Consider the following 22928-nt stretch of genomic DNA (forward strand, 5'->3'; position numbering starts at 1 on the left):
CAGACGCGGTGAAGACATTCCTCGATCACGCGCCGCTCCGGCATGTGGACTTGGACGAACAATGATCGGCAGGCGAAAAAAGAGCCTGCCCGGCAGGACCAGGCAGGCTTTATGAGTGGGAGGCCGCCGAAACTTTCGACTCGAAGGCCCCTCGGGTCGCAGCAAGATCGTATCGTAACGCGCCTGCATTTCCTTGCACGGATGCGACACTCGCGTGTCGCTAGAGGCGCCCGCATTCGACGAGCAGATTCGTCGCCGTTTCGAGCCGGTCCGGGGTCGGCTCTGGAGGATTGCCCTGGCGCGTCGTGCCCGGCGTCAGCGTCCATCCGCCCTCGTCCATGACAATCCGCAAACGGAGGATCGTCTTGCCCCGATTTCGAGCGTCGGCCAGGCCCCGTCCGACGGACCAATAGGCATGCTGCGCCATGATCCAGATCTCGAGCACGCGCCCGACGAAACCGGCCGGCGAGAGCTCACGCCAGCTTTCCGCCTCCCTCCTGGCCCGGCTGAGGGGCAATCGATCGGGATTCTCGAATGGGTGGCCCTGGTTCGGCGCTTCGCGGAGGCAGAGAGCAAGGGCCGCGACAATGGCAGTAGGAAGCCTTTCCTGGTCGCGAAGGACTTTCTGCAGGGAGCGAAGATGTTCGACGGGATTTGTGGTGTCCTTCGACGCGAGAATCCACTCTCCAGCGCTATCCGCCAATGACGTCTCGTCGAGGGCATCGATGAAGGCCTGTGCGAGCTGCCGGGTGGAACGGGAGGCAGGTAGAAGCGCGCCGATCGTCCAATAGAACAGACCTTCGAGCGCGAGCCGGAACAGCTGCCGGATCTGGACCGCTCTCCATTCGTCCGCCGCGATCGGGCGGTCGTTCGCGTTGCTCCATGCGTCGGCCCGATCGGCCATCCGCATTCTGATATCCTCGTACGTCGCCTCCTCGTCCGCCAGATCCGCAACGGCCGCCAGAATCAGAGCCACGCCTTTCTGGCGGGCCGGCGCCGCGCGTTCGCCGCCGAGCCTGGCGAACATGGCCTTCGCTTCGGCCGCGCGAGGCTTGTCCATCGTCCAGAGTTTACCCCAGCGCTCGGCGTCCGCCCGCTTCACGCTGACGCTTCCGAAGCGATTGAACGCCTCGTGGTCCAGCTCGCCCTCGAAGCGTTTTTCGAAGGCGTCGAGCACCGGCTCGAGGGCAGGATCGGGCTGGAATATGCCAGCGGCGCCCTCGACCGGGATCAACCAGCCCATCGTGCGCAGGCTTGGGCCGTAGTTCAGCGGCGATATGAAGCCGGTGGAATAGCGTCTCATGTTGCGCCGGGCTTCCCATTCCTCGCCGCCAAAACGATAGCGCACCGTATCCAGCATCGGGCGCATGGCCTGTGCTCCGGGTATGTCGGCTTTCGGATTGATCAGAAACTGCGACCACGCGTAGATCGCCTCGATCCGGTCGACGAAATCGCGCATCTCCTCGGCCTGTGCGCTCTGTCGCCTTCCGCGCTCGAGGATATGGCGGACGCGCCGCCAGGCCCAGGCCATCAGCGTATAGGGCCGGATGTGGCTTGCGACGTTGTTGAGGTCAGGGAGCACCCGGTCCATCAGGCCGAAATTGATCTGGCGCAGACCGAGCGGATCCACGCCGCCCATGCCGACCTTGCTTCTGTCGACCGGCTGGGGCTCGCCGGCGGTGCGGGCGACATCAAGGAGTTCGTTCAGGTCCATCACGTTCAGCAATCCCGATTGAGCAGGATTCGGCCGCAGCAACTCGCCAATCCCCGCAGCCGCAGATCTTCTCCGGCCGCAAGGGGAAGCCGCATATGGCAACGCGGGCACGACGCTCGGAAGGTCTCGAGTACCATCAGCTTGGCGAACGAGGCGGGATCGCGCAGCGCCCGGTCAAGACTGGGCCAGTGCGGCGACGAGCGAAGGCTATCAAATCCGACATCGGGACCATGCCCATCGCCGGCGGCAAGATAGGCGTCGATTTGCTCGCCCACGGTCCTTGCCGTCAGCACTTCGCCGAGAAAACCGTCGAGATCGATGCCTTCGCCGAGCAACGCCATGAAAGCCGGGATGACATCTGGAGAGACGGCAATGGTGGCCGGATCGATCCCGCGGCGCAGGAAATAGCGTCGCGCCCGAATGGCATTGTCGTCTCGTCGGTCGGCGGCATGATGAAGGAGGATGGAAGCGGCGGCGAGGTCGCTCTCGGGGCCGTCAAGCGCGGCGATCTGCGGCAACACCTTGTCGAGCCAGAGTTGCACCTTGGCCGGTGCCGGCCTGATCCGGTCGGCCAGGAAATGCGACAGCGACAGCGCCATGAGCGCGTTACGACCCGCAGCCTCGGGCGCCAGCATGGTCGTCAGCAGTTCGTCGAAGATCTGGAGCGACCGATAGTTCGCCGCTTCTTCGGACCTCGCTCGCTTCTCGCGGTCCTTTTCATCGTCGTCGTCGTCATCGTCGGTTTCGCCGCCGGCCCCCCAAGGACCGCGCGACTGCCTGAACACGGCACGGATCAGGGCCATGGTGCGCCGCCACGCGGACGATGTTTCCTCTCCGGGCGCGCCCGACAGCAAATTGGCGCCGAGGGCAGCCGCATTGAGGTCGGCGAGCGTCACCATGCCTTCGGTCCCGTCTGGCCGGCCGCCACTTCCGCCACCGCCGATGCCGAGCGATGCGGGCATGCGACTCGGATCCTCGCGAAACCACGCCAGGATGGCGGCGACGTCGGTCGGCGTTTCGGTGCCGGCGAGCATCGCCATGAGCCGCGTGGCAATCGAACCTGTGCGCCGGATCAGCTCGAGCGCCGCCGCAATCGACACGAAGCCTTCCCAGCAGCGGCTGCCTTGCTCAAGTCCGAGGATCAGACGACCGTTTTCCCAGCTTTCGAATTCGATGCCCGGCGCGTCGAGCTGGAAATGGCCGTCGCCAGAGACCACGACCGGACCCAGCGCATGGGATCCCCTGGGGGTTCGCAGCACGGCGCTTGCGTTCCCGCCAAGCCTCGGTGTCAGCGCGCGCCCCGCTATCCGTTCTCCTTCCAGCGAGGCGCTCAGGATTCCGACTGCGGAGTCGCTCGTCTCGTTCTCGTCCAGCGCGTCTGCCGGGAGGCGGGCAGGGGCCGTTCCCGGGGCCGTGACCCAGTAGCTCTTGCTGGCCCGCTGGACCCGGAGGACCCCGGCCTCGACGTTTCGCCCGAACAGACCGGCATGCGTCACATTGGCGCTGCCGCTGAGAAGGAGGCGTCCTTTGCGGCAAACCAGTTCGATCGACTTGGCATGGAGCGGTCTGTCATCGTGGCCGAACGCATCAGCGACATCGACGGGCTGCCACTTGGACCCGCCCTCGAAGGGCCAGGCATTCGAACCCGGACCGCGGACCGTTCCTGCGGGATGGGCATGGAGATGCGCTTTTTCGATACCCAGCAGCGTCGCGAGCGCACCCAGCCCGTCGGCGCGTAGATCGTAATAGGGCGAGACCGTCGTGAGGCGCGTCACGCCGCCAAGATCGTCGGCATAGAGCGCCAGCTGTTCCGCGATCGGCGCATCGAGGCTGTGCACCATATGGATATTGCCCGCCCGCGGCTGTCCCTGCGCCGATCGTCGCAGGGAACCGGCGATCGTCTCGCAGGCAGGCCCTGCCGTCGTGATGATCTGAGCCGACGCGGCGAGCTGTTCGAAAAACGCCGCCGCATCGTCAAAGGCGTCCGCAGCGAAGCTTGGATGCAGATGCTCGACCAGCTCGAGATTACCGCCCCACCCCGCGAAAGTCAGGTTGCCCGATCCGACGAGCAGATGGGCATCGTCATCGCCGAACAGCGCGCCCACTTTTGCGTGAAACACCCCATGATTTGCGCAGGCCACGGCTTCGATCTCATAGTCGCGGCCGACCCTGCGCGCGCCTTCCTCGCTCAGGCCGGCGCGCACGCCTTCCGGATCGGCCAGGATGAGGGCATTGCGACCACCCCCGCGAAGCAGCGCGTCGAGAAGCACCGCCTCGAAAAACGACAGCGAAAGCGCATAGGTCGTGAAGGCAGCGCGCCTCCATGGCGCTGCCGAGATCAGATCAAGCGGATTCACACGCACCCCCTTGGTTCAAGCCTAATCGCTCCCCAGTTCACCGACAGTAAAAATCGAGGCTTGCCGAAAGGCGATCGCTCGGCGGCTCAGCCGCTCGCCGGTTCGCCGCAAGCCAATCGGGGAAAGGGAAGGGGGGACGGAGCTGGTGTCCGGGATGATCCGGACGCCAGATGGAGCTCCTTCCCATGACCGCATCCGTTAAGCTCGCCAAGCTCACGCTTTCGCCCATCAACGTCCGCAAGCGACCCGACGAACTGCTCGAAATCCCGCAGATGGCGGCCGATCTCGAAGCGCGCGGCGTCCTGCAGAACCTTCTCGTCACCCCCGTCCGGAAACCGCGCGGCACCTTCGAGGTGTTCGATGGCGGTCGCCGCCTGCGCGGCCTGCGCCTGCTCGCCGAGCGCGGCGTGATCGACCCGGAGACCTATGACGTTCCCGTGAAGGTCCTGGTCGGTGACGAGGCGACCCTGTCCGAGACTTCGACGGCGGCCAACTTCCACCAGCTCAAGATGACGCCGGCCGAGGAATGCCGGGCGTTCCAGTATTTCATCGGGCTGACGGGCGACATCGACGGCGTCGCCAAGCGCTTCGGTCTCACCCGGCGCTTCGTCGAGGGCCGCCTGCGCCTTGCGACTCTCGCCGAACCGATCTTCGAGGCGCTGAGCGAAGGCACGATCACGCTCGACGTCGCCAAGGCCTATGCGTCGACCGAGAACCAGGAGAAGCAGCTGCTCGTCTGGAACAGCTACGGCACCAGCTACTCCAACGCCGACACCATCCGCCGTGTCATCGCCAACGAAACCATGAACTCGACCGATCCCGTCGCCATCCTGGTCGGCGAGGACCGCTACGCGGACGCCGGCGGCAAGGTCGACCGCGACCTCTTCAGCGACAGCGGCGACAAGTGGGTCAATCCCGAGATCGCGCAGCGGCTCGCCGCGGACATCATGGAAGCGGAAGCCAAGCGCGTCGGCGAGGAATTCGGCTTCGGCTGGATCCGTCCGATCGCGTCCAACTATACCCACAGCGCCGCCGCCGGCCTCTATCGCGTCATCCTGCCCGCCGCGGACCTGACCGAGGAACAGCAGCGCCGGCTCCAGGAGATCGCGGAACGTCAGCAGGCGATTTCCGTGGCGATGGACGACGAAGCCATCGGCGAGGACGCCTATAAGGCGCTGGACCAGGAATATGACGAGCTCAGCGCCGAGGAGCATGCGATCCGCAACGTCGCGCCGGTCCTGCCGGACGAACTGCGGCCGCTGGTTGGCGCCTTCCTCAAGCTGACGCCCAAGGGCGAAATGGTGCTCGACGCCGAATATTACAGCGAGGAGCCGATCCGGATCGGCGGCACCGAGGACGAGACGGGCGCCACCGCGGACAAAGGCTCGCGCAGCCGGCCGAGCGGTGCCGGCAGGGAATCCGCGAGCCCGGCCTCCCGGCCGGAAGCGGTGGCTCCGGGCGGCAAGCCGCTCAGCGCCCGGCTCTACGACGAGCTCGCGATGCAGCGGCGCGACGTCCTGGCAGCGACGCTCCTCAGCCACCCGGCCCTCGCGCTCGACTATGCGCTCTTCGTCATGATCGACGATCGCATGACCGCCGAAAGCGCCTATGGCTCGACCATTCGCGCGCGCTCGCCCCAAGACCCGGTCACTGGCGAGCAGCCTGCGACCCGCGCCCGTAGCTATCTCGCCGAAGCCCATGACGGGCTCGATGCCGGCTGGACCGAGTACCAGTCGCAGGTCGACCGGTTCGAGGCCTTCCGCGGTCTCGACGACGACGCCAAAGCGGCTTGGCTCGCCTATATCGTCGCGATGTCGCTCGAAGCGCCGAATTCCCGCGCCGAGCATTCCCCGCTGCACAACCGGCTTGCGACCATCATGGAAATCGATGTCGCAAGCTGGTGGCGGCCGACCTCGGAGAACTTCTTCGACCGGGTCAGCAAGGGTTCGACCCTGACCTTGCTCGCCGATGTCGGCGGGGCGGCGCTCACGGCGCGTCACGCAACGATGAAGAAGTCCGAAATCTCGGAATCGTGCGCCAAGCTCTTCGCCGGCGAAGCGATCGTCGAGCCGGAGGTTCGCGATGCGGCGCTGGCCTGGGTCCCGAACGCGATGAAGTTCCTCGATTCTGCTCCCGCCGACGATCTCGATGTCGACGACGAGCCTGAGGACCAGGGCGTCGATCAGGAGACGCTCGCGGTGAACGACGCCGATGGCGAACCTCAGCTGGAGGATCGGGACGCGCTCGCGGCTTGAGGCCTCTCACCTCCTGGAGTGCTGACCGCCGGCGCGCAGACACGCGTCGGCGGTTCCCTTCTCGTCCGCACGGGAGTACCCACCATGACAGCTTCACGTCGGTCCAACCGCGACGTTGCCGCGGAAATCACGGATCTCATCATCCGCAAACTCGAGGAAGGCGTTCCGCCCTGGTCGCGACCTTGGCGGTGCAGCGGCGCCGGCGGCCGCCCGCTCCGGCACTGCGGGACGCCTTACACCGGCATCAACACGCTCTATCTCTGGGCGCTTGGCGATGCGATGGGCTACCGCTCACGCTTCTGGATGACCTATCGCCAGGCCGAGGCGCTCGGTGCCAATGTCCGGCGCGGCGAGACCGGCGCGATCTCGGTCTATTATTCCTCGTTCAAGAAGACCGAGGAGCATCCCGAAACCGGCAAGGAGGTCGAGAAGAACATCCGCTTCCTTCGCCACTATGTCGTCTTCAATGCCGACCAGATCGACGCGCTCCCGGCCTATTTCTACGCGCCCGAAGAGGCGGAGATTCCGGTGGAACCCTCCACGCGCCAGGCGGCGATCGACGCCTTCTTCGACGCGATCCCCGCCGACGTCCGCCATGGCGGCAACCAGGCCTACTTCACGCCGACCTTTGACCATATCCAGATGCCGAGCCGCACCTCGTTTCGCAGCATGGATCTGTACGCGTCGACGAGATGCCAACTCGGGCATTGGTCGGGCCATGCCTCGCGGCTCACCCGCGAGTTTGGCAAGCGTTTCGGCGACAAGGCATACGCTTTCGAGGAGCTGGTGGCCGAGCAGGTGAGTGCGCGAATTTGCTATGAATTGGGTCTGCCGGCAGACCTTCACGAAAGCCATGCCAGCTACGTCTCGCACTGGCTGGAGATCCTCAAGGCCGACAAGACGGCCATCATCACCGCAGCCGCGAAGGCCGATCAGGCGTTCAACCATCTTGCGGCCTATTCGGGCTACCAGAGCGAACCTGCAGAGGAAGAGAGGGAGGAAGCCGATGAAACGGCGCCAGTTCCGGCTTGTGCTTGAGCCAACCCCCGAGGAGGTCGTTCGCCTCACCCAGCTTCACCATTATGCCGGCGATGTCGCAGGCCGGGGCAGGGCGCCCATTGGCGGTGTGCTGGCTGAGTATATCGCAGGCCTGTTCCCCCAGAGGGATCCACGCCAGGTGCTGGACGGTCTTCTCGGCAAGGGGGACGCCGGTTGGTCACTTGGCACAGCTCCGGATCAAGGCCGAACGCTCATCATCCAGACAACCGAAGCAGGCGCTGCGGTATCGGCTGTTGCGCGAATCCTCGAACAAATTGCGCCAAACACGCTGCTGCGACCGATGATCTACGAGCCGTTGCCGCTGCAGGGCCTAAGCGAACATCGTCGCAGCCTGCATTGAGGGAAGGGGGATGGGGCCATTGCATCTTGCAATGGAAAGGAAGCCTCATGTCCTGCGACATCGATTACCGTTACCGCCGCGCACTTCAGCCTGATGGGCTGACAACCTTCGAGAATGCGCTGCGGGCATTGAACGAGGCCGTGGATGATGTTCGCCTTGCAGGCCGGCAGGCGGCAAACTGCCCGGCAGTGCTGCTCCTCACCCGCCACCTTCAGCGCATTGCCGACGGAAGGCCGACCGAATGTGAAGCAGACGACCAGGCGCTGCGATCCCAGTGCATCGAACGCCTTGCCGAGCTCAAGCACAGACCGGCGATCATCGCGCTGGTCAAGCGCGGGATCGACTATCGTCCCGAAGAGCTGCGCCACTATCGGCGCGAGGGCACGCGCGCACTCCGCCAGATCGCAGCAGGGATCGGGCTCGAGCATGCCAATTACCGCATCAGCTATTACACCTCACAGGAACAGCTCGCGGGCGAGCATGTGCTGGAAGCCGAAGGTATCTATGTCCGGATCAGCCCGGAAAGGTTCGGCGAGCCGGGTCTCGCCTGGCGCAACCCGTTCTGGAAACCGCCTGGCGCGGTGATGCGCAAAGCGCCGATCACCGCTCTTGCAGACATTCCCGCACTCACGGCGCGGATCGCGCGCGAATTGAAGATCGCACCTCCGGCGCAGCCGGGGCTCATCTGAAGGAGAACACGCATGGGCTGGCTTTACATGCACCGTGCCGGAATGGGGGGCTTCGACACTCCCAAGGCCTATCTCGACAATCAGCTCACATGGGAGCGCGAGAATGAAGAAACCGGCACCTTCGAAGGATGCCGGGTCATCAGAAGCGTGTCCACAACCGGGGCCTATTACGCGGCTGTCCAGCGCTATGGACCGAACAACCAGACCCACGCCATCTCCGCGGTAATCTGTCTGGTCCGCTGGAACCCCAAGGCAGCCGACGGCCTCCTGTTCGGCTACAAGGACATGGATGAGAACTCCGGGCCGGTGGAGGCTGGGTGTCCCAGAAGTATCCTCGAGGAACTTGGGCCAACCAATCACCCTTATGCCCTCGACTGGCGCAACCGGTGCTACCGGCAGCTGCGGCTGAAGGAGCGCAAGATCGCCGATGGCGACATGATCCGGCTGCCTGAACCCATGAAGTTCACCGACGGGAGCGAACACGCCGAATTCAGGGTGACAAAGCGCGGCGCGAAGATTGAACTCAGCACGCCCGATGGCCGAGGCCGGTTCCGCATCAGCAGATTGATGGAGCGCCGGTTCGAAGTCGTGCCCCCCAAGCGTGCGCCGCGCACATTCTTCCCGGCAACGCCGTAACGCTCGGGAGGTAACCCATGCTGCTTCAGAGCCTCGATCCCCGAAGGGCGATCCTGTGCGGACGCGCAAATGCTGAGCGCCTCGCCATCCGGATGACAGCAAATTCCGGGCAGCGCCATGCCGTGGTGAGGACGGACAGCAAGCTCCAGCCCTTCTGCGTTCTGCCTGCAGAGCAGGGCGTGCCCGGTGTGATCGAGCTGCAGGTTGTCGTCCTGTAGGCCATCTCGGACAAATGGGGCTCTTGCCCTTCATCACTTGTTCAGCTTGCAAGTGTACCAATATCAGTACAATGTTTCGGGAAAGGATGAAGCTATGGATGTTATCACCTACTCAGAAGCGCGCGCCAATCTGAAAGGCATTATGGATCAAGTGGTCAGTGACCGGACACATGTTGTGGTCACGCGCCAGAAAGCAGAGTCGATCGTGATGGTCTCGCTCGAAGATTGGAACGCGATCGAGGAGACCATGTACCTCCTTTCGAACCGCACCAATTCCGACCGCCTAAGGCAGTCGATCGAGCAACTGGATGGTCAAGGCGGCAATGAGCGCGGGCTGATCGAGCCTTGAAGCTGGTCTTTGCTGACAATGCCTGGGAGGATTATCTTCACTGGCAGCAAGCCGATGACAAGGTTCTCACCCGGATCAACGATCTCATCAAGGAATGCCAGCGAACGCCTTTTAAAGGAACTGGAAAGCCTGAGCCGCTCAAAGGCTCCCTGGCAGGCTGGTGGTCGCGGCGGATCACCAAAGAAGACCGTCTGGTCTATCGCGTCACTGGCAAAGGAAATGAGCAACAGTTAGAGATTGCCCAATGCCGGTTTCACTATTAAACTGAGGCTCCTGCATGAAATCCCATCGCGATGCGGAAGATAGCGCGCGTGATCCGCGCAAACTGATAGCGCAGCTGGGCACAACGGGCGATGAACTCGCGCGCACTCTTGGTCTCGACAAAGATGCTACCCGCCGCATGGAATCAGATGACAATCAGCGGCGCATAGGCTCGATGAGAGAGGTGCTCAGCAAGGTGGAACCGCGTTTCGGTTCTATGATCATGGCCTATACCTGGTATCGTTCTGAGCCGCTTTCCGGTTTTTCCGGCCAAACTGCGAAGGAGCTTGTGCGCTGCGACCGCGTGCAGGACGTGCTCACTTATATCGATGCCGTGGACGCAGGCGTGCATGCCTGAGCACCGCGATGTAACCGGAATGTCTATTCCTCGATCATCCCTCCGAGGCCGGGATCGAGATACCACGATGGGCCTTCGGTAAAGTCGGCATTGCGGGCAGGAACCGGGCCATCAGGCTCTGACGAGACGTAAGGGTTGACCATCGGCGCAGGGTGCTGGCCCGAGCGCAAAAGGTGCCCCGACATCTGGCACCGTGGCCCGAGGAGTCCGAAGAGCCATTCGAGATCGTCGAGCATCTGGACAACCCCGCGCCCTGCCAGCGCATAGTAGAGGCAGCGCTGATAGTCATCGCAATGGCAGGACAGGATCTGTGTCAGCCGAGACTTGGCATTGGGCAGGCCCTGAAACACGCCCTGCAAGGTCTCATAAAGCTCGCGCGCCGAGTAATAGGCATCGAACGGCTCCACTCCGATCGAGGCATTGGCGAGCATGCGCTTGGTTGGACGGCAATTCGGATCAAGTGCCGCATCGCGCAGCGTGACATCGAGGTCGAACTTGCCGATATCAAAGACCTTGTTCATTATTCATGGGCTCCTGCTGATTATGAACATATAGTGAACAAATGACAGGGTCAAGGCGTCATCATGCATGTGGCTGGTAGGTAAGGACACCACAGGAAAGACCGGCAGGGTCGCCATCAGCGGCGAGTTGAAGGCTGCGCTGGTGCGGTGGTATACAGGCCGGGGCAGCAAGGCCGACCACCGCGCTTGCGTCTCACTGGTCTCTACCGCGCGAGAGAACCACAAGTGGATCGCCTGCGATTGCCTTGGGGCAGAGCGGCCGCCGCCGCTGATGAGCGCGGCCTATCTCAGTTTTCAGGAAACCTATTATCTCAGGCGTCTCACCTCGCGGCCAGGCCACGAGCCCGGATGCCCGTTTCATCTGCCGCAGGCGCCGCCGCGCATCCGCGAGACCATGAAGGACTCGCTCTATGCCATCGGCCTTCCAAAGGGCCTGTTCAGCGCACACCAGAAGGCGCCGGAGAAGCTTGCACAGAAGCCAGAGGACATAGAGCCTGACGACCGTTCACGCGGCGTCGCCATCCCGCGCCTTGGCAAGCTGCTCTGGCTGCTGCTCGAACGCGCTGGCTCGAATATCCTGCGCGAATTACCGCCCAGTGGCAGGCGCGCAGGCTCGATCAGCGAAGAAATGCGCCACCTCAAGCGCGCCGCTCAGGGCCTCGAAATCGCGCCGGGCATCCGGCTGTCGGATCATCTCTACACCAACGCGATCGATTACGAGAAACGGCGGGTCCATGCCCGGTTGCGAGCCGCGGCCGAGACCTGGCCGCCCGAGTTTGCGCCGCAGGCCTTTCTGCTTCTCGAAGCGAGCGAGGTCACATCGAGCGAGGTGGTGACGGGGCTCGGAACTGTCGAAATCCGCAATCGCATCCAGCACACCGGGATCATCCGGGCCGAGGTCGAGCCACCCTTTCTCGTGCTGGCCGTCGTCGGGGAGCATAGTCGGCGCGAAGGATACCTGGCGCTGCGCGCCTATGCCCAGCCTGTCTTCAGCGGAAACCAGTTCGTGCCCGCCGAGCGCGACCATGATCGCGACGTGCTGCGCGCGCTCCAGCAGGCCCAGTATGAATTGCGCCGCCTCGGTGTCAGGATGGCGGTCAAGAAGATCCTCTTTGACATCGCGCTGGCTTCGGGCTCGGCGAGGCCGGACTTCCTGGTGGCGCTGCTCGATGAGCATAGCGGGGTGGAGTGCAAGTTCGCGCTCCAGATCCTGCAGTCGGATGATGCCGACTATCTTGAGCTGCGCAGCATCGAGCGAGAGCGTCTCAGTCAGGCCGGGCTTGTCATATCCATGGCCGTCAGCAGCGTGACGCCTGAGGCAATTATCAGCGAAGCCCGCAGCCTTCTCGAGTGAAGGGGAGGGGGAGGATTTGAGCGAACCTGAAGAAGGAGAGTTCGCTCATGACATGCTTTGCTCCGTCGCCGCGCCCATCGACATCGATCTGGGGCGCAGTCCAACAGGCCGATCAGCTTGGCCCCGGCATTTGGTCGGTGATGACCGCCAGCCACGGCGGCATCATTCTGTCCGATCAAAGGCAGGCCGCCATGCCGCAGGCGCTACTGATCGAGGGCGGCTCCTACGAGGAAGACTGCGACTGGGCGCTCCCGATCCTTGCCTTCGCCAGCGAGCTTGAACGCCAGCGCTCCTGCTCCGCGGGCTTCCTCCAGCTTGCCCGCGATACCGCCCGGTGTTGGCACCCGGACCGCCTCAGCGCCTTCACCGGCGAGGCCGTCGAGGAGAATGCGTCCGCGATCCTGCGGACGCGCAAGGCCTACATGGCCGTGATCGGCGAATTCTGCACGACCACCGCCTGGGGTGATTGGGCCGACTGGGTGCCGGACGGAAAAGTCGGCGTGATTGCCCGGCAAGTCGAGCGCGTCGATCACCTGGGCCGGCCAATCTATGGCGAGGCCGAAGTCTGCGCGCTCATTGCAAAGGACCTCTACACTGCGCGCGGCGAGGTTACGGCGCTCCGCGATACGGCGCACGAGATCATCCCCATGCCTGAGAATTTGCGGCCGAAGCGCGTGGGCTGAAGAACAGGCCGAAGGCGGCCCGGCTCCGGCCATGCATCAATCCGCCGATCTGAAGGGGAGCGACTATCTGACAGGTCAAGTGTCACTGACCAATTTCAGCTCTTGTTTCGCGTGCTTTTGCGTTGAGTCGGACGAGCAGTTTTCGGGCGAGGGCGATGCGGACGACCATTTTGGGTTTACCTTGGTCGAGCAGGCGTTGGCGGAACTCTGCCATGGCCGGATCGAATTTTCGCACGATGTCGGCGACGAGGAAGAGGATCGAGCGGACAGAGCTTCTTCCACCACGGATAGATCGGGCACCGGATCGTTTGCCGCTGTCGTTCGCGATGGGCGCAAGGCCTGCAAGTTTGGCGATGGCCTTGTTCGACAGGGTTCCGATTTCGGGCAGTTCGGCCAGCAGGGTGGCAACGGTGCGATCTGCCACGCCCTTGACCGAGCGCAGTGTGCGATCAAGCGCGGTCCAGACGGGATCGTGTTCGATCAGGCCTGCGATTTCACGGGCCAGCGCTTTGGCTTGGGTATTGAAGAAGGCGATAGTCTCTTTCAAGCTGGCAAGGGCAAGCGGATCGCGGGTAGAATGAAGCCGCTGCTTCTGCACTGTGAGGTCGCCTGTCACTTGCCGCAACCGGGCAGAAAGCGCGCTAAGCCTTTGTTGTTCGTCGCAAGGTGGCGGCGTTGGCCGTAGCCGCCGTGCCGCAGCAAAGCAGGCGATGACCTCTGCATCGATACGGTCGGTCTTCTCCAGCCGCCCCATCGCCTCGGCAAAATGCCGTACCGCTCTGGGATTGGTCAGGGCACAGGGCATGCCTGCGCGCCACAGCGCCAGGAATGCGTCCTGTTCGAGCCCGCCACTGGATTCCATCACCACCAGTCCCGCGCCATGGCGACCGGCCCAGTCCGCCAACGCAGCAATTCCCGCCTCATCATTGGCGAACCGGCGATAGCCGCCGGCCTCGATCCAGCCATCAAGCCAGGCCTTGCTAACATCCACTCCACAAATCGTTTCGATCACGGTAACCTGCCTTGTCCGTACGGTTGAGACACCTGCCGACTATTCGGTCGTGCGTGACAAGCGGTGCTGGTCCCAGGCTCCCTTACGGTTACTGCCTGAGGGGTGACGGGCGACAGCACCGCAGCGCCGGGGTGGGTGGCCACCCACCCCGGCGATCAGCCGATTACATCGCAATCAACCAACAACGTCCAGATACAAGGGGGAGGGGAAGGGCGAACCAGTGCGATGAAGGACCCTTTGCCATGAACACGACAATCATCCGTCCCAGCGTCAGCCCGAAGACGATCACCAAAGTCACGCGCCTCTTTAACGGCACCATCGGCGATATCCTCGGCGAGCTCCTCCAGAACAGTCGCCGCGCGGGCGCGTCTCGGATCGATATCGCCTGCTGCGCAGATCAGGACGGAGCGCGCCTGACCCTGGTCGACGACGGAACCGGTGTCGCCGACCCCCAGACGATGATTGCGCTGGGGGATTCGGGCTGGAACCAGCGCATCCATGAGGCCGAAGATCCGGCAGGCATGGGCGTCTTCAGCCTGGCGGGCAAGGACACCTGGATCAGCTCGCGCCATGCCGATGCAGACATCGGATGGTCGGTCCATGTCCCAGCAGATGGCTGGACCGGTGCGCAGGACATTGCCGTGGTGCCCCTTGCTCGCCCGGTTGGGACGACCATCACCTTCCTGATCCCCGGGGTGAGCGAACAGACGACCGAGCGGATTCTGCGCGAGGTCGCGAGGTTCTACCCGCTGCCGGTGTTCTTCAATGGCACGGAAATGCCGCGCGAGGACTTTCTCGCCAAGGCGATCTACATCGCCGAATGGAACGGCAGCCAGATCGGCGTGTTCGAGGGGCGCGAATACAACCAGGATCCCACCACGAACTTCCATGGCATGGTGCTCACCCGCAAGCTTGCCAGCGTCTCGGAGAGCCTCGGCGGCAAGACCTACCATGCCCGGCTCGATATCGGAGCCACCCGGGGCCTTGCCCTAGTGCTCCCGGCACGCAAGGAGTTCGTCGAGAACGCCGCATTTGCGGCGCTTCAGACAGCGTGCAAGCGCACGATCTATGCCGCGCTGGCGGACAAGGGCCAGCACCGGCTTTCCTTCGACAACTGGAAGGAAGCGCGCGATCTGGGGGTCGCCCTGCCGGAGGCCGATCCCTGCCTGCCTCGCTGGCATGCGGCCATCGCGGAAAGCGACAACGTCAATGTCGAGTATGAAGAGGTCGCTACAGGACCGCACACGATCCTTGTTGCGGATCTTGAGCCCGATATCGGGCAGGGGCTGGAGCGCGCGCTGCGCGCCCATCCCTTGCGCCCGCACCTCGTCGAGAACCATCCTCCTTACGCGGGCTATGGCTGGTATGACGCGCTGCATCAGGTTGGCAACGTGCGATTCTATGTTGAAGCGGGGGAGCAGGGCCACGTTATCGCCGAGAACGGAAGCTTCCCTCCGCTCGAGGGCCATGTGCGTGCCGAGACGATCGAACTGAGGTTCTGTGTCTTCCACCGCGCCACCGAAACCCAGCGCGAGGAACGGATCCCGGCAGATGTCGCCTTCGTCGTGGGCGAGGATGGCTGGTACAGCGGTGTCGATCAGATCCGCATCGCTTATGTGCCGGGTCCGGCGCTGACCCCCGAAACGCTGGTCGATCTGATCGAGAACGTCTGTTTCTGCGCGAGCGACGACAGCGAGGCCGACTCCTGGGACACCCAGCACGAGCACTTCTTGCGCGATGCGCGCGAGCTCGCGGCCCGGGTGCTGCTCGGCGAAGACGAGGCCATTGCGGCGCGTATCCGCGACACACTCGCCGGTATCCTGTGGGCCATTCCCAAGGATCGGCAGGTTGCCATTACCGTCGCCCCCGGGACCGCGATTGATGTTCAGCTGTCCGCTTGTCAGCCTGCCGGCTGAGGCTCGCGAGGCCGTCCGGTTCCCCGCTGATCGCACCTTTGATCGGGAGGAGACCTCCAATGCATGACACATCCGACCTCTCTTGCGCGCAGCAGCGTACCGAGCGCATCGCGCTGCTCAATGATGCCGCACGCCAAGGCCGTGACCGAACGGCCCGCATCGTCATGACCTCTGGGCTGCTTGCAGAACTCGGCGGCGGCACGGTGGCACAAAGCATGATGGCACAGGCTCGGTTGATGGCCGCTCTGCGCCATTGCACCTTCGCCCCGGATTCGCCCGAGCAAGACTTTGCAAGCATGGATGTCGATGGCATCAAGGTGCTGATGAAGGTCGATTATTACGACACTGAACTGGCGTTCGGGTCAGAGGATCCGGCCAATCCAGCGATGACACGGCGCGTCATCACGCTGATGCGGCCAGCGGACTACTGATCAGCGTCAGGGGCTGACATGTCACTGCGCCGCGGGGCATCGGCCCGGTAAATGGTGGGGAGGTAACGAGCGCATGAGCAGGCACAAAGTACCGCTTCGTGACGGGATTGCAGCGGCAAGCGCCTATGTTGGCTGGGATCGCCCGCTTCAGACCTATTTCGCACAGGTGCTGAGCGCTCCCGACGAAGACGGAGAGGAGATCGAACTCGTATGGGTCGGAGCCGCCTTTGGCGAGCTCCCCTGCGCGGTTGACGCAATCCGCGTGCTCGAACCCTATTGCCAAATCGAGGCAAGTCTTGCCGCACAGCTCGAGATCGACAGGATGGCCTGCCTCGCCACGCGCGATGGACCCAATCAGCTCGAAGCCACGGCCTTCATGGCGCGCCTCAGCCAGATCAAGGACGGGTCCGCGCCCGAAGCTTAGGTCGGTACAAACCGCCGAGGGCTCGAAGCAGGGCCAATTCAGCTCCAAGCAACCTATCAAGACTCCTCAGCCCTCCGGGCTGGACAGGATGACGCGCGCCTGCGGTGGCTGGCGCACGGGCCGGGCAAGAGGCCCGGAGGAGAGGGGGGATGGGAGAAGGTGTTCCGGACAAGGGGTTCGGACAGCATCAGGAGAATGTGACATGAACATCGGCACCCTCAAGGCCAACGCAGAAGGCGTTCACATCGGCCGCATCACCACCCTGACCTTCAGCGCGACCGTCGCACTGCGGGCCTTCGAATCCACCAACGAGCGGGCACCCAAGTTCGACCTCATGGCGCTCTCGGCGGACCGCCGCAGCTGGGTCAAGATCGGCGCGCTCTGGGAATACTCGTCGAACGAGACCGGCGAGTGCTTCCTGTCGGGCCAGATCGACGACCCCAGCCTCTCGGAGCCGATCCCGGTGGCGATGTTCCAGCAGAACGACGGCAGTTTCAATGTCGCCTGGCGCCGTTCGAAGCCCAAGGCATCGCTCGACGGCTTCGGCAGCGAGAGCGAAGGTGCCCTGCCGCCGCTGACCGCCACCGGCGACGAACCGGCCAGCGACCGCGGCGCTGCCAGCGGCGACGGTCTGGGCGAGAGCACCGCTCCGGCACCCAAGGGCAAGACGCGCGTGAGCGTCGACGGCTGACCGGGACAAGCCCCCCCCGTGACCGGTGCCGCGACCCGCGCCGGTCACATCGGGAAGGCCCGTCCGCGCATTTGCCGCGGGCGGGCCTTTTCTTTTGCCCACTGCTTTCAAGCTGACCAGACCTGCTGCAGGAACTCTGCCTGCGAGAGAGGAGGGGGAGGTGCCGTTCAAGCAAAGGAGGCTTGAATGGCACAGGCAGACTGGACTCTCGATCTTGGCGGCGCTCCGTGGAACGAAGACTGCGCGCAGATCGGCCATACCCCCAATTTCGATCTCGTGAATACCGCAGAAGCCATGCTCTACAGAGCTGCGCTGATTGCGGTTGCCGGATCGCCGCCTGTCGGCATCAGCTTGCGGATCAAGGCCAACGCTCATGATTTCGGGACCTACCGGACAGTCGAGGCAAGCATCGACAATGATCAGGACGACGGCAGCCATGCCAGCTATCTCGAGACCCTCGAGACCGGCATCGCTTTCTGGCATCAGGCCGGGTTTGCACCGCCTGAATTCAGCAAGCTGACGGCCAGCGATCAGCTTGCAGGCTTCGTCGTTGATGCCGTCGCAAGCGCGCTGCGGATCACACGGCCGAGCAGCACCGGCGCCTTCGTTCCGGCGTCCTCCGGGCCGCTCCACCGGAACCTCATCGCAGCCTTTCCGGAAGCGGCGCAGCGCGCCTTTTCTGCAGGGGGCCTGCCATGCTGACCGATAGCGAGCGCTTCGCTTTCACTGTCTGGCGGATCCATGCTTTCGGCTCGAGCGGCAATGCCTACGACGCCGTGCAGACCGATGAGTCTATCGCTGCTGGCGAAACTCTGCTCATTCTCGACGAACGGGTCGTCGGTGTCGCGATGACCTGGCCCTTTGCTATCACCGCAGAGGCAGGCAAGCTTCATGCGGTCTGTGAACCCGGTGCTGGCGAAACCCTTGGGCACATTGAAAAGGCGCTCGATGTTCCAGACGGGTCAATCGCTCGAGCCTGCCGCCTCGCAAGGACTCTCGGCTTTGCGATTGATGCGGGCCTCGTCCCAGTGTTGCCGGAGCTGCCGGCGACAGAGGTGGAAGGCTAGCGCGGCGATCGTCGCCACAGAAATCTTGCTATTTTGGCCATAATTGCTATTTTGAGACCACGAGGAGATACCAGCATGCCAGCGACGGCAAATGAGCACCCCAGGGTTCCCCTGACCCGGTTTCACAACAACACCGGCGAGTTCCTCGATCTCGCAACCAAGCAGCCGGTCGTCCTCACCAGCCATGGCCGCGAGCGGCATGTGATCGCAGATAGCGAGTATTTCCGCCATCTCGAAGAGGCGGCGCGCGGCGTGATCGCGGGCCACATGAATATTGAAGCTGTCGCTGCGTCCGACATGACCGAAGCCGACCGCAAGGCTTTTGCCAATGCTCGGCCTTCGGACAGCGAACTCGCCAATGACCGCTGGGAAGACTGACCGCCCCGCCGCAGGCCATATCCTCCGATACGTTTACCTCTTCGAGGAAGAGTTCAGACGGGGCCGCGACGAAGGCGTGAAGGAACGCTTCGTCGTCGTCGTGGGTGTGGGGGGGTCACGCTATCTGGTCGCCGCGATCACCACCAAGGGCGAAGGGCGCAAGAACGCCATCGTGATCCCTGATGAGATTGCACGCACAGCCGGGCTTGCTCCGGGTAGCGCGATCGTCATTTCGGAATTCAACCGCTTCACCTGGCCCGGGTTCGACATCAGGCCCCTGATGAAGCAGCCCGGGTACGTTGCCGGACGTCTCCCACCGCGGTTCACGGCAAAGATCATCGATGCCATTGCGGCCTGGGGAGCAGCTCCCGTCGATCGGGACTGATTGGCGCAACGTGCAGACAGGCCCCCTCGTGGCCTTGTCCAATTGTGCATCAACGCGAGGCCAATGGCGGCAACCCTGCGGATTGGCATCCCCAAATGGCCAAGGTCAGGTCTTCCTGACGACTGCCGCCAAGGGACGATTCGCTCCCCGAACTCGGCGAGGACGGATGATCAATCCTGCGATCAACGCCAGTGACAGCAAGCCGAGACGCGGCGAGGTTGATATTCAGGCACGCAATCCGCCCCAGTACCAACAGCACATCCGCCGCCCAGTGCCCCTGCCTCTCTGGTCGAGCTTAGGGCCAACCTGCAGAAATGCGAGCCGTGTTGCCCGGCAAGCCGGGCTGCCCGCACCACCTCGATTTCCGAGGTTTCCCGCGCGAGGGCGCGCGGTGTCCCAGCTCTCCCGCCAAGGCTCGATAAGGGCACCGGCGGACGAGCCGTCGGCACCAAGGAGGCTCTTGCAATGAACATCGTCAACCTCGTCGGCCGTCTCGCCAAGGATCCTGTCGCCCGCGATCGCAGCGACACCCGCATCACCGAACTCATCCTCGTGACCGAACGTCCGGTTATCCGCGACGGCAAGGTCCAGAAGGACCCTGAAACCGGCTACCCGGTCAAGGATGCTGAATTCCACAAGATCACCGTCTTCAACGGCCTCGGGCTTCCGCTGCGCCAGCACAAGGCCAAGGGTGACCAGCTCGCCGTGACGGGCCGCATCCACTACTCGCGCTGGCAGGACGCCGACGGCAATGACCGCTACGGCTGCGAGATCATCGCCGAGAACGTCGAGTTCCTGTGACCGGCAGGGCGGCGCGCAGGCGTCGCCCGAGCCCTTTCAAGGGGGCGACAGCTGGACACCGGTGGCGTCCAGCTTCGTCCCGCGGTGACCGCAGCTGCAGCGCAAATGCCGCGCGACGATCTCCAGCTTCATCGGGATGGATTTGGCAAAGCATCGGTCTCGGAGCGTGGCCGCTGGCACGATCACAACGCGGTGGCATCCGAGACATTCTACCTGCGCGTTGAGGCCGTGGCGAACCAGATCGGCCAGGGTATCGAGACGTTTGCTGCTCATGGCTGCGTTAGAACATTATAAGAACATGGGCTGTCAAGCGTGCTGGGTGAATGCACAATCGACCTGATCGCCAAGGTGTGTGGACCGAACAACACGACGCATTGCGCTGAAACAAAAAAGCGCAGTAATCCCGCACATTGCAACTGAGGAGCATGATGCAGTGGCACTCTTTGAGGTAGCTCTCGATGAACAGCTCGAGCACTGTCCGTCGTCAGAACATTCGGCACAACTCGCGGCGTAAATTAGCGGAGTGCGGACCTCGTCTGGGGGTTGATGTTAGGCGGCGAGCTTGCGGTGTTGCAAGCGCCGATGTTCGATGGTCTGTCGCTTGATCCTTTCGCGCTGTTTGATGATGGCTGGAGCCCTGCCGAAGTAGGCATCGGCGGGCGTCACGTTGTTCAGGCTCTCGTGGTAACGCTGGTGGTTGTAGTACTCGACGAAGGCCTCGATTTGGGCTTCGAGGTCGCCGGGCAAAAAGTAGTTTTCCAGCAGGATGCGGTTTTTCAGGGTTTGGTGCCAGCGCTCGATCTTGCCCTGGGTTTGCGGGTGCATCGGGGCACCGCGCACGTGGCTCATCTTCCGGGCCTCAATGTATTCAGCCAATTCGCCGGCGATGTAGCTGGGGCCATTATCCGACAACAGCCTGGGCTTGTGCAGCACCGTGGCGCTGTCGCAGCCCGATGCGCCAAGGGCCAGGTCGAGCGTGTCGGTCACATCCTCGGCGCGCATGTTGGTGCACAGTTTCCAGGCGATAATGTAGCGCGAGAAGTCGTCGAGCACGGTCGACAGGTACATCCAGCCCCACCCGATGATCTTGAGTGGAGTAGGAAGCGCATAAGCGCTTCCCCTCCCCGAACCGTACGTGCACCTTTCAGCGCATACGGCTCTCTATTCAACCTTGGTCCAAGGCCATGGCGACATCACGATAGCGGGAGGTGACGGTGTTTCGGAGCTCGTCCCGATAGATGTAGGGATTTCGCTCCGGATTCCGCCACCGGAACTGCATCTTCTGGCTTGTGACCAGTCGTCGCAGCGCCTTGCCGACGGCATTGCCCTGATTGCTTCGACCGTAGACCAGCCACGTCTTCGATTGGCCGGTTTCCGGCATGCGGTACCATTTACGCATCAAAGGCTTGATACGGGACCGGTACTTCTGCGCCAACCAGTGCGCCATTTTCCAGAACACGACGGTGTCGATGCGCCGGAATGTGCGCGCCGTGAAGTCGGTGAACCTGTAGAACGCAGCCCATCCCGCCAGCTGGCGGTTCAGACCGTCGATCATGTCCACCGCGGCAACCTCATGATTGCCGGAGAGAGCCTCGACCAATCGGCGAGCGAAGGTCTTGGCCTTCTCCTTGGGTATCGTTGAGACCACGGACATGCGTCCGCTCGATCCCCGCCTGCGGATAATCCGGTGCCCGAGGAACACGAACCCGTCGTCGACGTGGGTGATATGGCTCTTGTCCATATTCAACGTCAGCTTCAGGTCGTCTTCCAGAAAGGCCCGGCATTCCTCGCGGATGGCCTCGGCATGTGCCTTGGTGCCCTTGACGATGACAACGAAGTCATCGGCGTAACGGCAGTAGGCGACAGCAGGTTTCCATTGCCGGTTCTCGCGAACCGTGATGGGGCGCCCCTGCTGGATGCCGAAGTTCCATGCCCAGCGATCCTTTCGCGCCTTGTCGCTCAGGTATTTCGCCTCCAGCCACGCATCAAACTCATGGAGCATGATGTTGGACAGGAGCGGCGACAGCACGCCGCCTTGCGGTACACCTTCGCTTGAGGCGACGAACAGGCCACGGTCGACGTGGCCCGCCTTCAGGAATCGCCAGAGCAGATCAACAAACCGATCATCCCGGATTCGCCGCCGAACGCAGCGAAGCAGAAGCCGGTGGTGGACCGTATCGAAGTAGCTCGCCAGATCACCTTCGATGATCCAGCGGCCCCGCGCTCCGGCACCACTATCCTGCAACTGTATCTTCACGGTCCGGACAGCGTGATGCACGCTGCGTTCCGGCCTGAAGCCGTAGGAGAGGCGATGGAAGTCGCTTTCCCAGATCGGCTCCATGGCCATCAGCATCGCGCGCTGGACGATGCGGTCTTTCAGGGTCGGGATACCAAGTGGTCGTTTCTTGCCATTGGCTTTCGGGATATAGATTCGCCTGACCGGCTGCGGGTGATAACTCCCCGTCAGCAAGTCCGTTCGCAGACTGGCCAGCTGTTCTGCCAGTACGGCCTGCATCCGTCGCTTGTCCATTCCGTCGATGCCCGGCGTATTGGCGCCACTCGACGCCAGCACGATCCGAGCCGCCTCGGCAAGCCACGCCCGATCGGCAATGAGCCGGAGAAGGCGATCGAACTTGCGGTTCTGGTCGCTCTCGGCCCACGTCGCGAGCTTGTGCTGCATTTCGCTGATTATCAAAGGTCTTCACCTCGTTTGGTCAGGTAGTTTGCACTTCAAGCTGATTGAACTGTCCCCCTTCGCCATGTGACAGGCTTTCCCTGTCGCGGACTACTACGGGGACTCCGCCAGCACGGTGGACATCGGGGCCAACTCCCTTGGCATTCCATCATGCCTTCCCTCGTTCATATGCTGGACTTTCGCGCGCTGGGGAGGCTGCCGGTCGCAGTCCTTGTCCTTGCGTCCCGCAAGTCGATGCCGATGCCATGGCCTGGCTGCATTCTCTCCATGGCTCCATGCGGACGGGCTACATTTCCGGCCACATTCGGATGTCGCCGACATACGTCTCCGGCGC

General features: G+C 63.2%; 26 protein-coding genes and 1 pseudogene. 20 read left to right on the forward strand and 7 right to left on the reverse strand.

Translation table 11 applies throughout. The features are described 5' to 3' along the window. Window positions 1-220: 220 nt before the first annotated feature. Together LUA85_RS17605 and LUA85_RS17610 are read right to left on the reverse strand one after the other, a co-directional pair. Window positions 221-1714 carry a septum formation inhibitor-activating ATPase gene (locus tag LUA85_RS17605; RefSeq protein ID WP_231471613.1) on the reverse strand — a complete coding sequence of 498 codons (1494 nt, stop codon included), beginning with the start codon at window positions 1712-1714 and terminating at the stop codon, window positions 221-223. 5 nt (window positions 1715-1719) lie between these two features. After that, window positions 1720-3984, reverse strand: a complete 2265-nt coding sequence (locus LUA85_RS17610; protein WP_231471614.1) for a hypothetical protein — start codon at window positions 3982-3984, stop codon at window positions 1720-1722. Between the two features lie 272 nt (window positions 3985-4256). Here LUA85_RS17610 and LUA85_RS17615 point away from each other — a divergent pair, with 272 nt between their 5' ends. The 9 genes from LUA85_RS17615 (at window position 4257) to LUA85_RS17655 (ending at window position 10236) form a co-directional block, all read left to right on the forward strand. Further along, the gene (locus tag LUA85_RS17615; RefSeq protein WP_231471615.1) at window positions 4257-6326 is read left to right on the forward strand and encodes a ParB/RepB/Spo0J family partition protein; all 2070 of its coding nucleotides are present in this window, start codon (window positions 4257-4259) and stop codon (window positions 6324-6326) included. An 84-nt stretch (window positions 6327-6410) separates the two neighbouring features. Further along, a complete protein-coding gene (locus LUA85_RS17620; RefSeq protein ID WP_231471927.1) occupies window positions 6411-7364 on the forward strand; it encodes an ArdC family protein in 954 nt (317 codons plus the stop codon). Beyond that, window positions 7333-7725 carry a hypothetical protein gene (locus LUA85_RS17625; protein ID WP_231471616.1) on the forward strand — a complete coding sequence of 131 codons (393 nt, stop codon included), beginning with the start codon at window positions 7333-7335 and terminating at the stop codon, window positions 7723-7725. Before LUA85_RS17620 ends, LUA85_RS17625 begins: the two co-directional genes overlap by 32 nt. 47 nt (window positions 7726-7772) lie before the next feature. Beyond that, window positions 7773-8414, forward strand: coding sequence for a hypothetical protein (locus LUA85_RS17630; protein ID WP_231471617.1), 642 nt, complete (start codon window positions 7773-7775; stop codon window positions 8412-8414). Window positions 8415-8426: 12 nt separating this feature from the next. Further along, window positions 8427-9050, forward strand: coding sequence for a hypothetical protein (locus LUA85_RS17635; RefSeq protein ID WP_231471618.1), 624 nt, complete (start codon window positions 8427-8429; stop codon window positions 9048-9050). Between the two features lie 17 nt (window positions 9051-9067). Then, window positions 9068-9268 carry a hypothetical protein gene (locus LUA85_RS17640; protein WP_231471619.1) on the forward strand — a complete coding sequence of 67 codons (201 nt, stop codon included), beginning with the start codon at window positions 9068-9070 and terminating at the stop codon, window positions 9266-9268. Between the two features lie 94 nt (window positions 9269-9362). Continuing rightward, a complete protein-coding gene (locus LUA85_RS17645; protein WP_060977715.1) occupies window positions 9363-9617 on the forward strand; it encodes a type II toxin-antitoxin system Phd/YefM family antitoxin in 255 nt (84 codons plus the stop codon). Beyond that, a complete protein-coding gene (locus LUA85_RS17650) occupies window positions 9614-9880 on the forward strand; it encodes a Txe/YoeB family addiction module toxin (RefSeq protein ID WP_231471620.1) in 267 nt (88 codons plus the stop codon). Before LUA85_RS17645 ends, LUA85_RS17650 begins: the two co-directional genes overlap by 4 nt. Before the next feature lie 14 nt (window positions 9881-9894). After that, complete coding sequence (locus LUA85_RS17655) at window positions 9895-10236, forward strand: hypothetical protein (protein ID WP_231471621.1); 342 nt, start codon at window positions 9895-9897, stop codon at window positions 10234-10236. A 23-nt stretch (window positions 10237-10259) separates the two neighbouring features. Here LUA85_RS17655 and LUA85_RS17660 read toward each other — a convergent pair whose 3' ends face one another. Then, window positions 10260-10757 (reverse strand): hypothetical protein, encoded by a 498-nt coding sequence (locus tag LUA85_RS17660; protein ID WP_066209246.1) that lies wholly within the window; start codon window positions 10755-10757, stop codon window positions 10260-10262. Window positions 10758-10824: 67 nt separating this feature from the next. Between LUA85_RS17660 and LUA85_RS17665 the strand changes: the two genes are divergently transcribed. Both LUA85_RS17665 and LUA85_RS17670 read left to right on the forward strand, forming a co-directional pair. Further along, window positions 10825-12111 (forward strand): hypothetical protein, encoded by a 1287-nt coding sequence (locus tag LUA85_RS17665; RefSeq protein WP_231471622.1) that lies wholly within the window; start codon window positions 10825-10827, stop codon window positions 12109-12111. A 47-nt stretch (window positions 12112-12158) separates the two neighbouring features. Beyond that, window positions 12159-12794, forward strand: coding sequence for a hypothetical protein (locus LUA85_RS17670; protein WP_231471623.1), 636 nt, complete (start codon window positions 12159-12161; stop codon window positions 12792-12794). Window positions 12795-12876: 82 nt separating this feature from the next. Here the strand turns inward: LUA85_RS17670 and LUA85_RS17675 are convergent, their stop codons facing one another. After that, window positions 12877-13806 (reverse strand): IS110 family transposase, encoded by a 930-nt coding sequence (locus LUA85_RS17675; RefSeq protein WP_231468374.1) that lies wholly within the window; start codon window positions 13804-13806, stop codon window positions 12877-12879. 242 nt (window positions 13807-14048) lie between these two features. On the opposite strand from LUA85_RS17675, the gene LUA85_RS17680 reads away from it, so the two are divergent. The 9 genes from LUA85_RS17680 (at window position 14049) to LUA85_RS17720 (ending at window position 19899) form a co-directional block, all read left to right on the forward strand. Next, entirely contained in the window at window positions 14049-15722 is a 1674-nt protein-coding gene (locus LUA85_RS17680) for an ATP-binding protein (protein WP_231471624.1), read from the forward strand. Window positions 15723-15781: 59 nt separating this feature from the next. Beyond that, window positions 15782-16153: a DUF3768 domain-containing protein gene (locus tag LUA85_RS17685; RefSeq protein WP_231471625.1), complete on the forward strand. Its 372-nt coding sequence runs from the start codon at window positions 15782-15784 to the stop codon at window positions 16151-16153. A gap of 73 nt (window positions 16154-16226) precedes the next feature. Further along, window positions 16227-16577 (forward strand): hypothetical protein, encoded by a 351-nt coding sequence (locus LUA85_RS17690; protein WP_231471626.1) that lies wholly within the window; start codon window positions 16227-16229, stop codon window positions 16575-16577. Window positions 16578-16779: 202 nt separating this feature from the next. Then, a complete protein-coding gene (locus LUA85_RS17695) occupies window positions 16780-17268 on the forward strand; it encodes a DUF736 domain-containing protein (RefSeq protein ID WP_231471627.1) in 489 nt (162 codons plus the stop codon). 186 nt (window positions 17269-17454) lie between these two features. After that, entirely contained in the window at window positions 17455-17970 is a 516-nt protein-coding gene (locus tag LUA85_RS17700) for a hypothetical protein (protein ID WP_231471628.1), read from the forward strand. Then, window positions 17964-18335 (forward strand): hypothetical protein, encoded by a 372-nt coding sequence (locus tag LUA85_RS17705; RefSeq protein ID WP_231471629.1) that lies wholly within the window; start codon window positions 17964-17966, stop codon window positions 18333-18335. The genes LUA85_RS17700 and LUA85_RS17705 overlap by 7 nt, the downstream gene beginning before the upstream one ends. 75 nt (window positions 18336-18410) lie before the next feature. Then, window positions 18411-18713 carry a type II toxin-antitoxin system prevent-host-death family antitoxin gene (locus LUA85_RS17710; RefSeq protein ID WP_231471630.1) on the forward strand — a complete coding sequence of 101 codons (303 nt, stop codon included), beginning with the start codon at window positions 18411-18413 and terminating at the stop codon, window positions 18711-18713. Continuing rightward, complete coding sequence (locus LUA85_RS17715) at window positions 18694-19098, forward strand: hypothetical protein (RefSeq protein ID WP_231471631.1); 405 nt, start codon at window positions 18694-18696, stop codon at window positions 19096-19098. The genes LUA85_RS17710 and LUA85_RS17715 overlap by 20 nt, the downstream gene beginning before the upstream one ends. Before the next feature lie 465 nt (window positions 19099-19563). Then, window positions 19564-19899, forward strand: coding sequence for a single-stranded DNA-binding protein (locus tag LUA85_RS17720; RefSeq protein ID WP_066284740.1), 336 nt, complete (start codon window positions 19564-19566; stop codon window positions 19897-19899). Between the two features lie 36 nt (window positions 19900-19935). Here LUA85_RS17720 and LUA85_RS17725 read toward each other — a convergent pair whose 3' ends face one another. From LUA85_RS17725 to ltrA, 3 genes and pseudogenes are all read right to left on the reverse strand, one after another. After that, on the reverse strand, window positions 19936-20172 hold the full coding sequence (locus LUA85_RS17725) for a hypothetical protein (RefSeq protein WP_066110934.1): 237 nt from the start codon (window positions 20170-20172) through the stop codon (window positions 19936-19938). Window positions 20173-20448: 276 nt separating this feature from the next. Continuing rightward, window positions 20449-20997, reverse strand: a pseudogene (locus LUA85_RS17730) (transposase); the annotation flags it as partial. A gap of 67 nt (window positions 20998-21064) precedes the next feature. Further along, window positions 21065-22594 carry a group II intron reverse transcriptase/maturase gene (gene ltrA, locus LUA85_RS17735; protein WP_008828485.1) on the reverse strand — a complete coding sequence of 510 codons (1530 nt, stop codon included), beginning with the start codon at window positions 22592-22594 and terminating at the stop codon, window positions 21065-21067. Window positions 22595-22928: the final 334 nt, after the last annotated feature.

This window comes from Novosphingobium sp. CECT 9465, assembly GCF_920987055.1.
In the GTDB taxonomy this organism is placed as follows: domain Bacteria; phylum Pseudomonadota; class Alphaproteobacteria; order Sphingomonadales; family Sphingomonadaceae; genus Novosphingobium.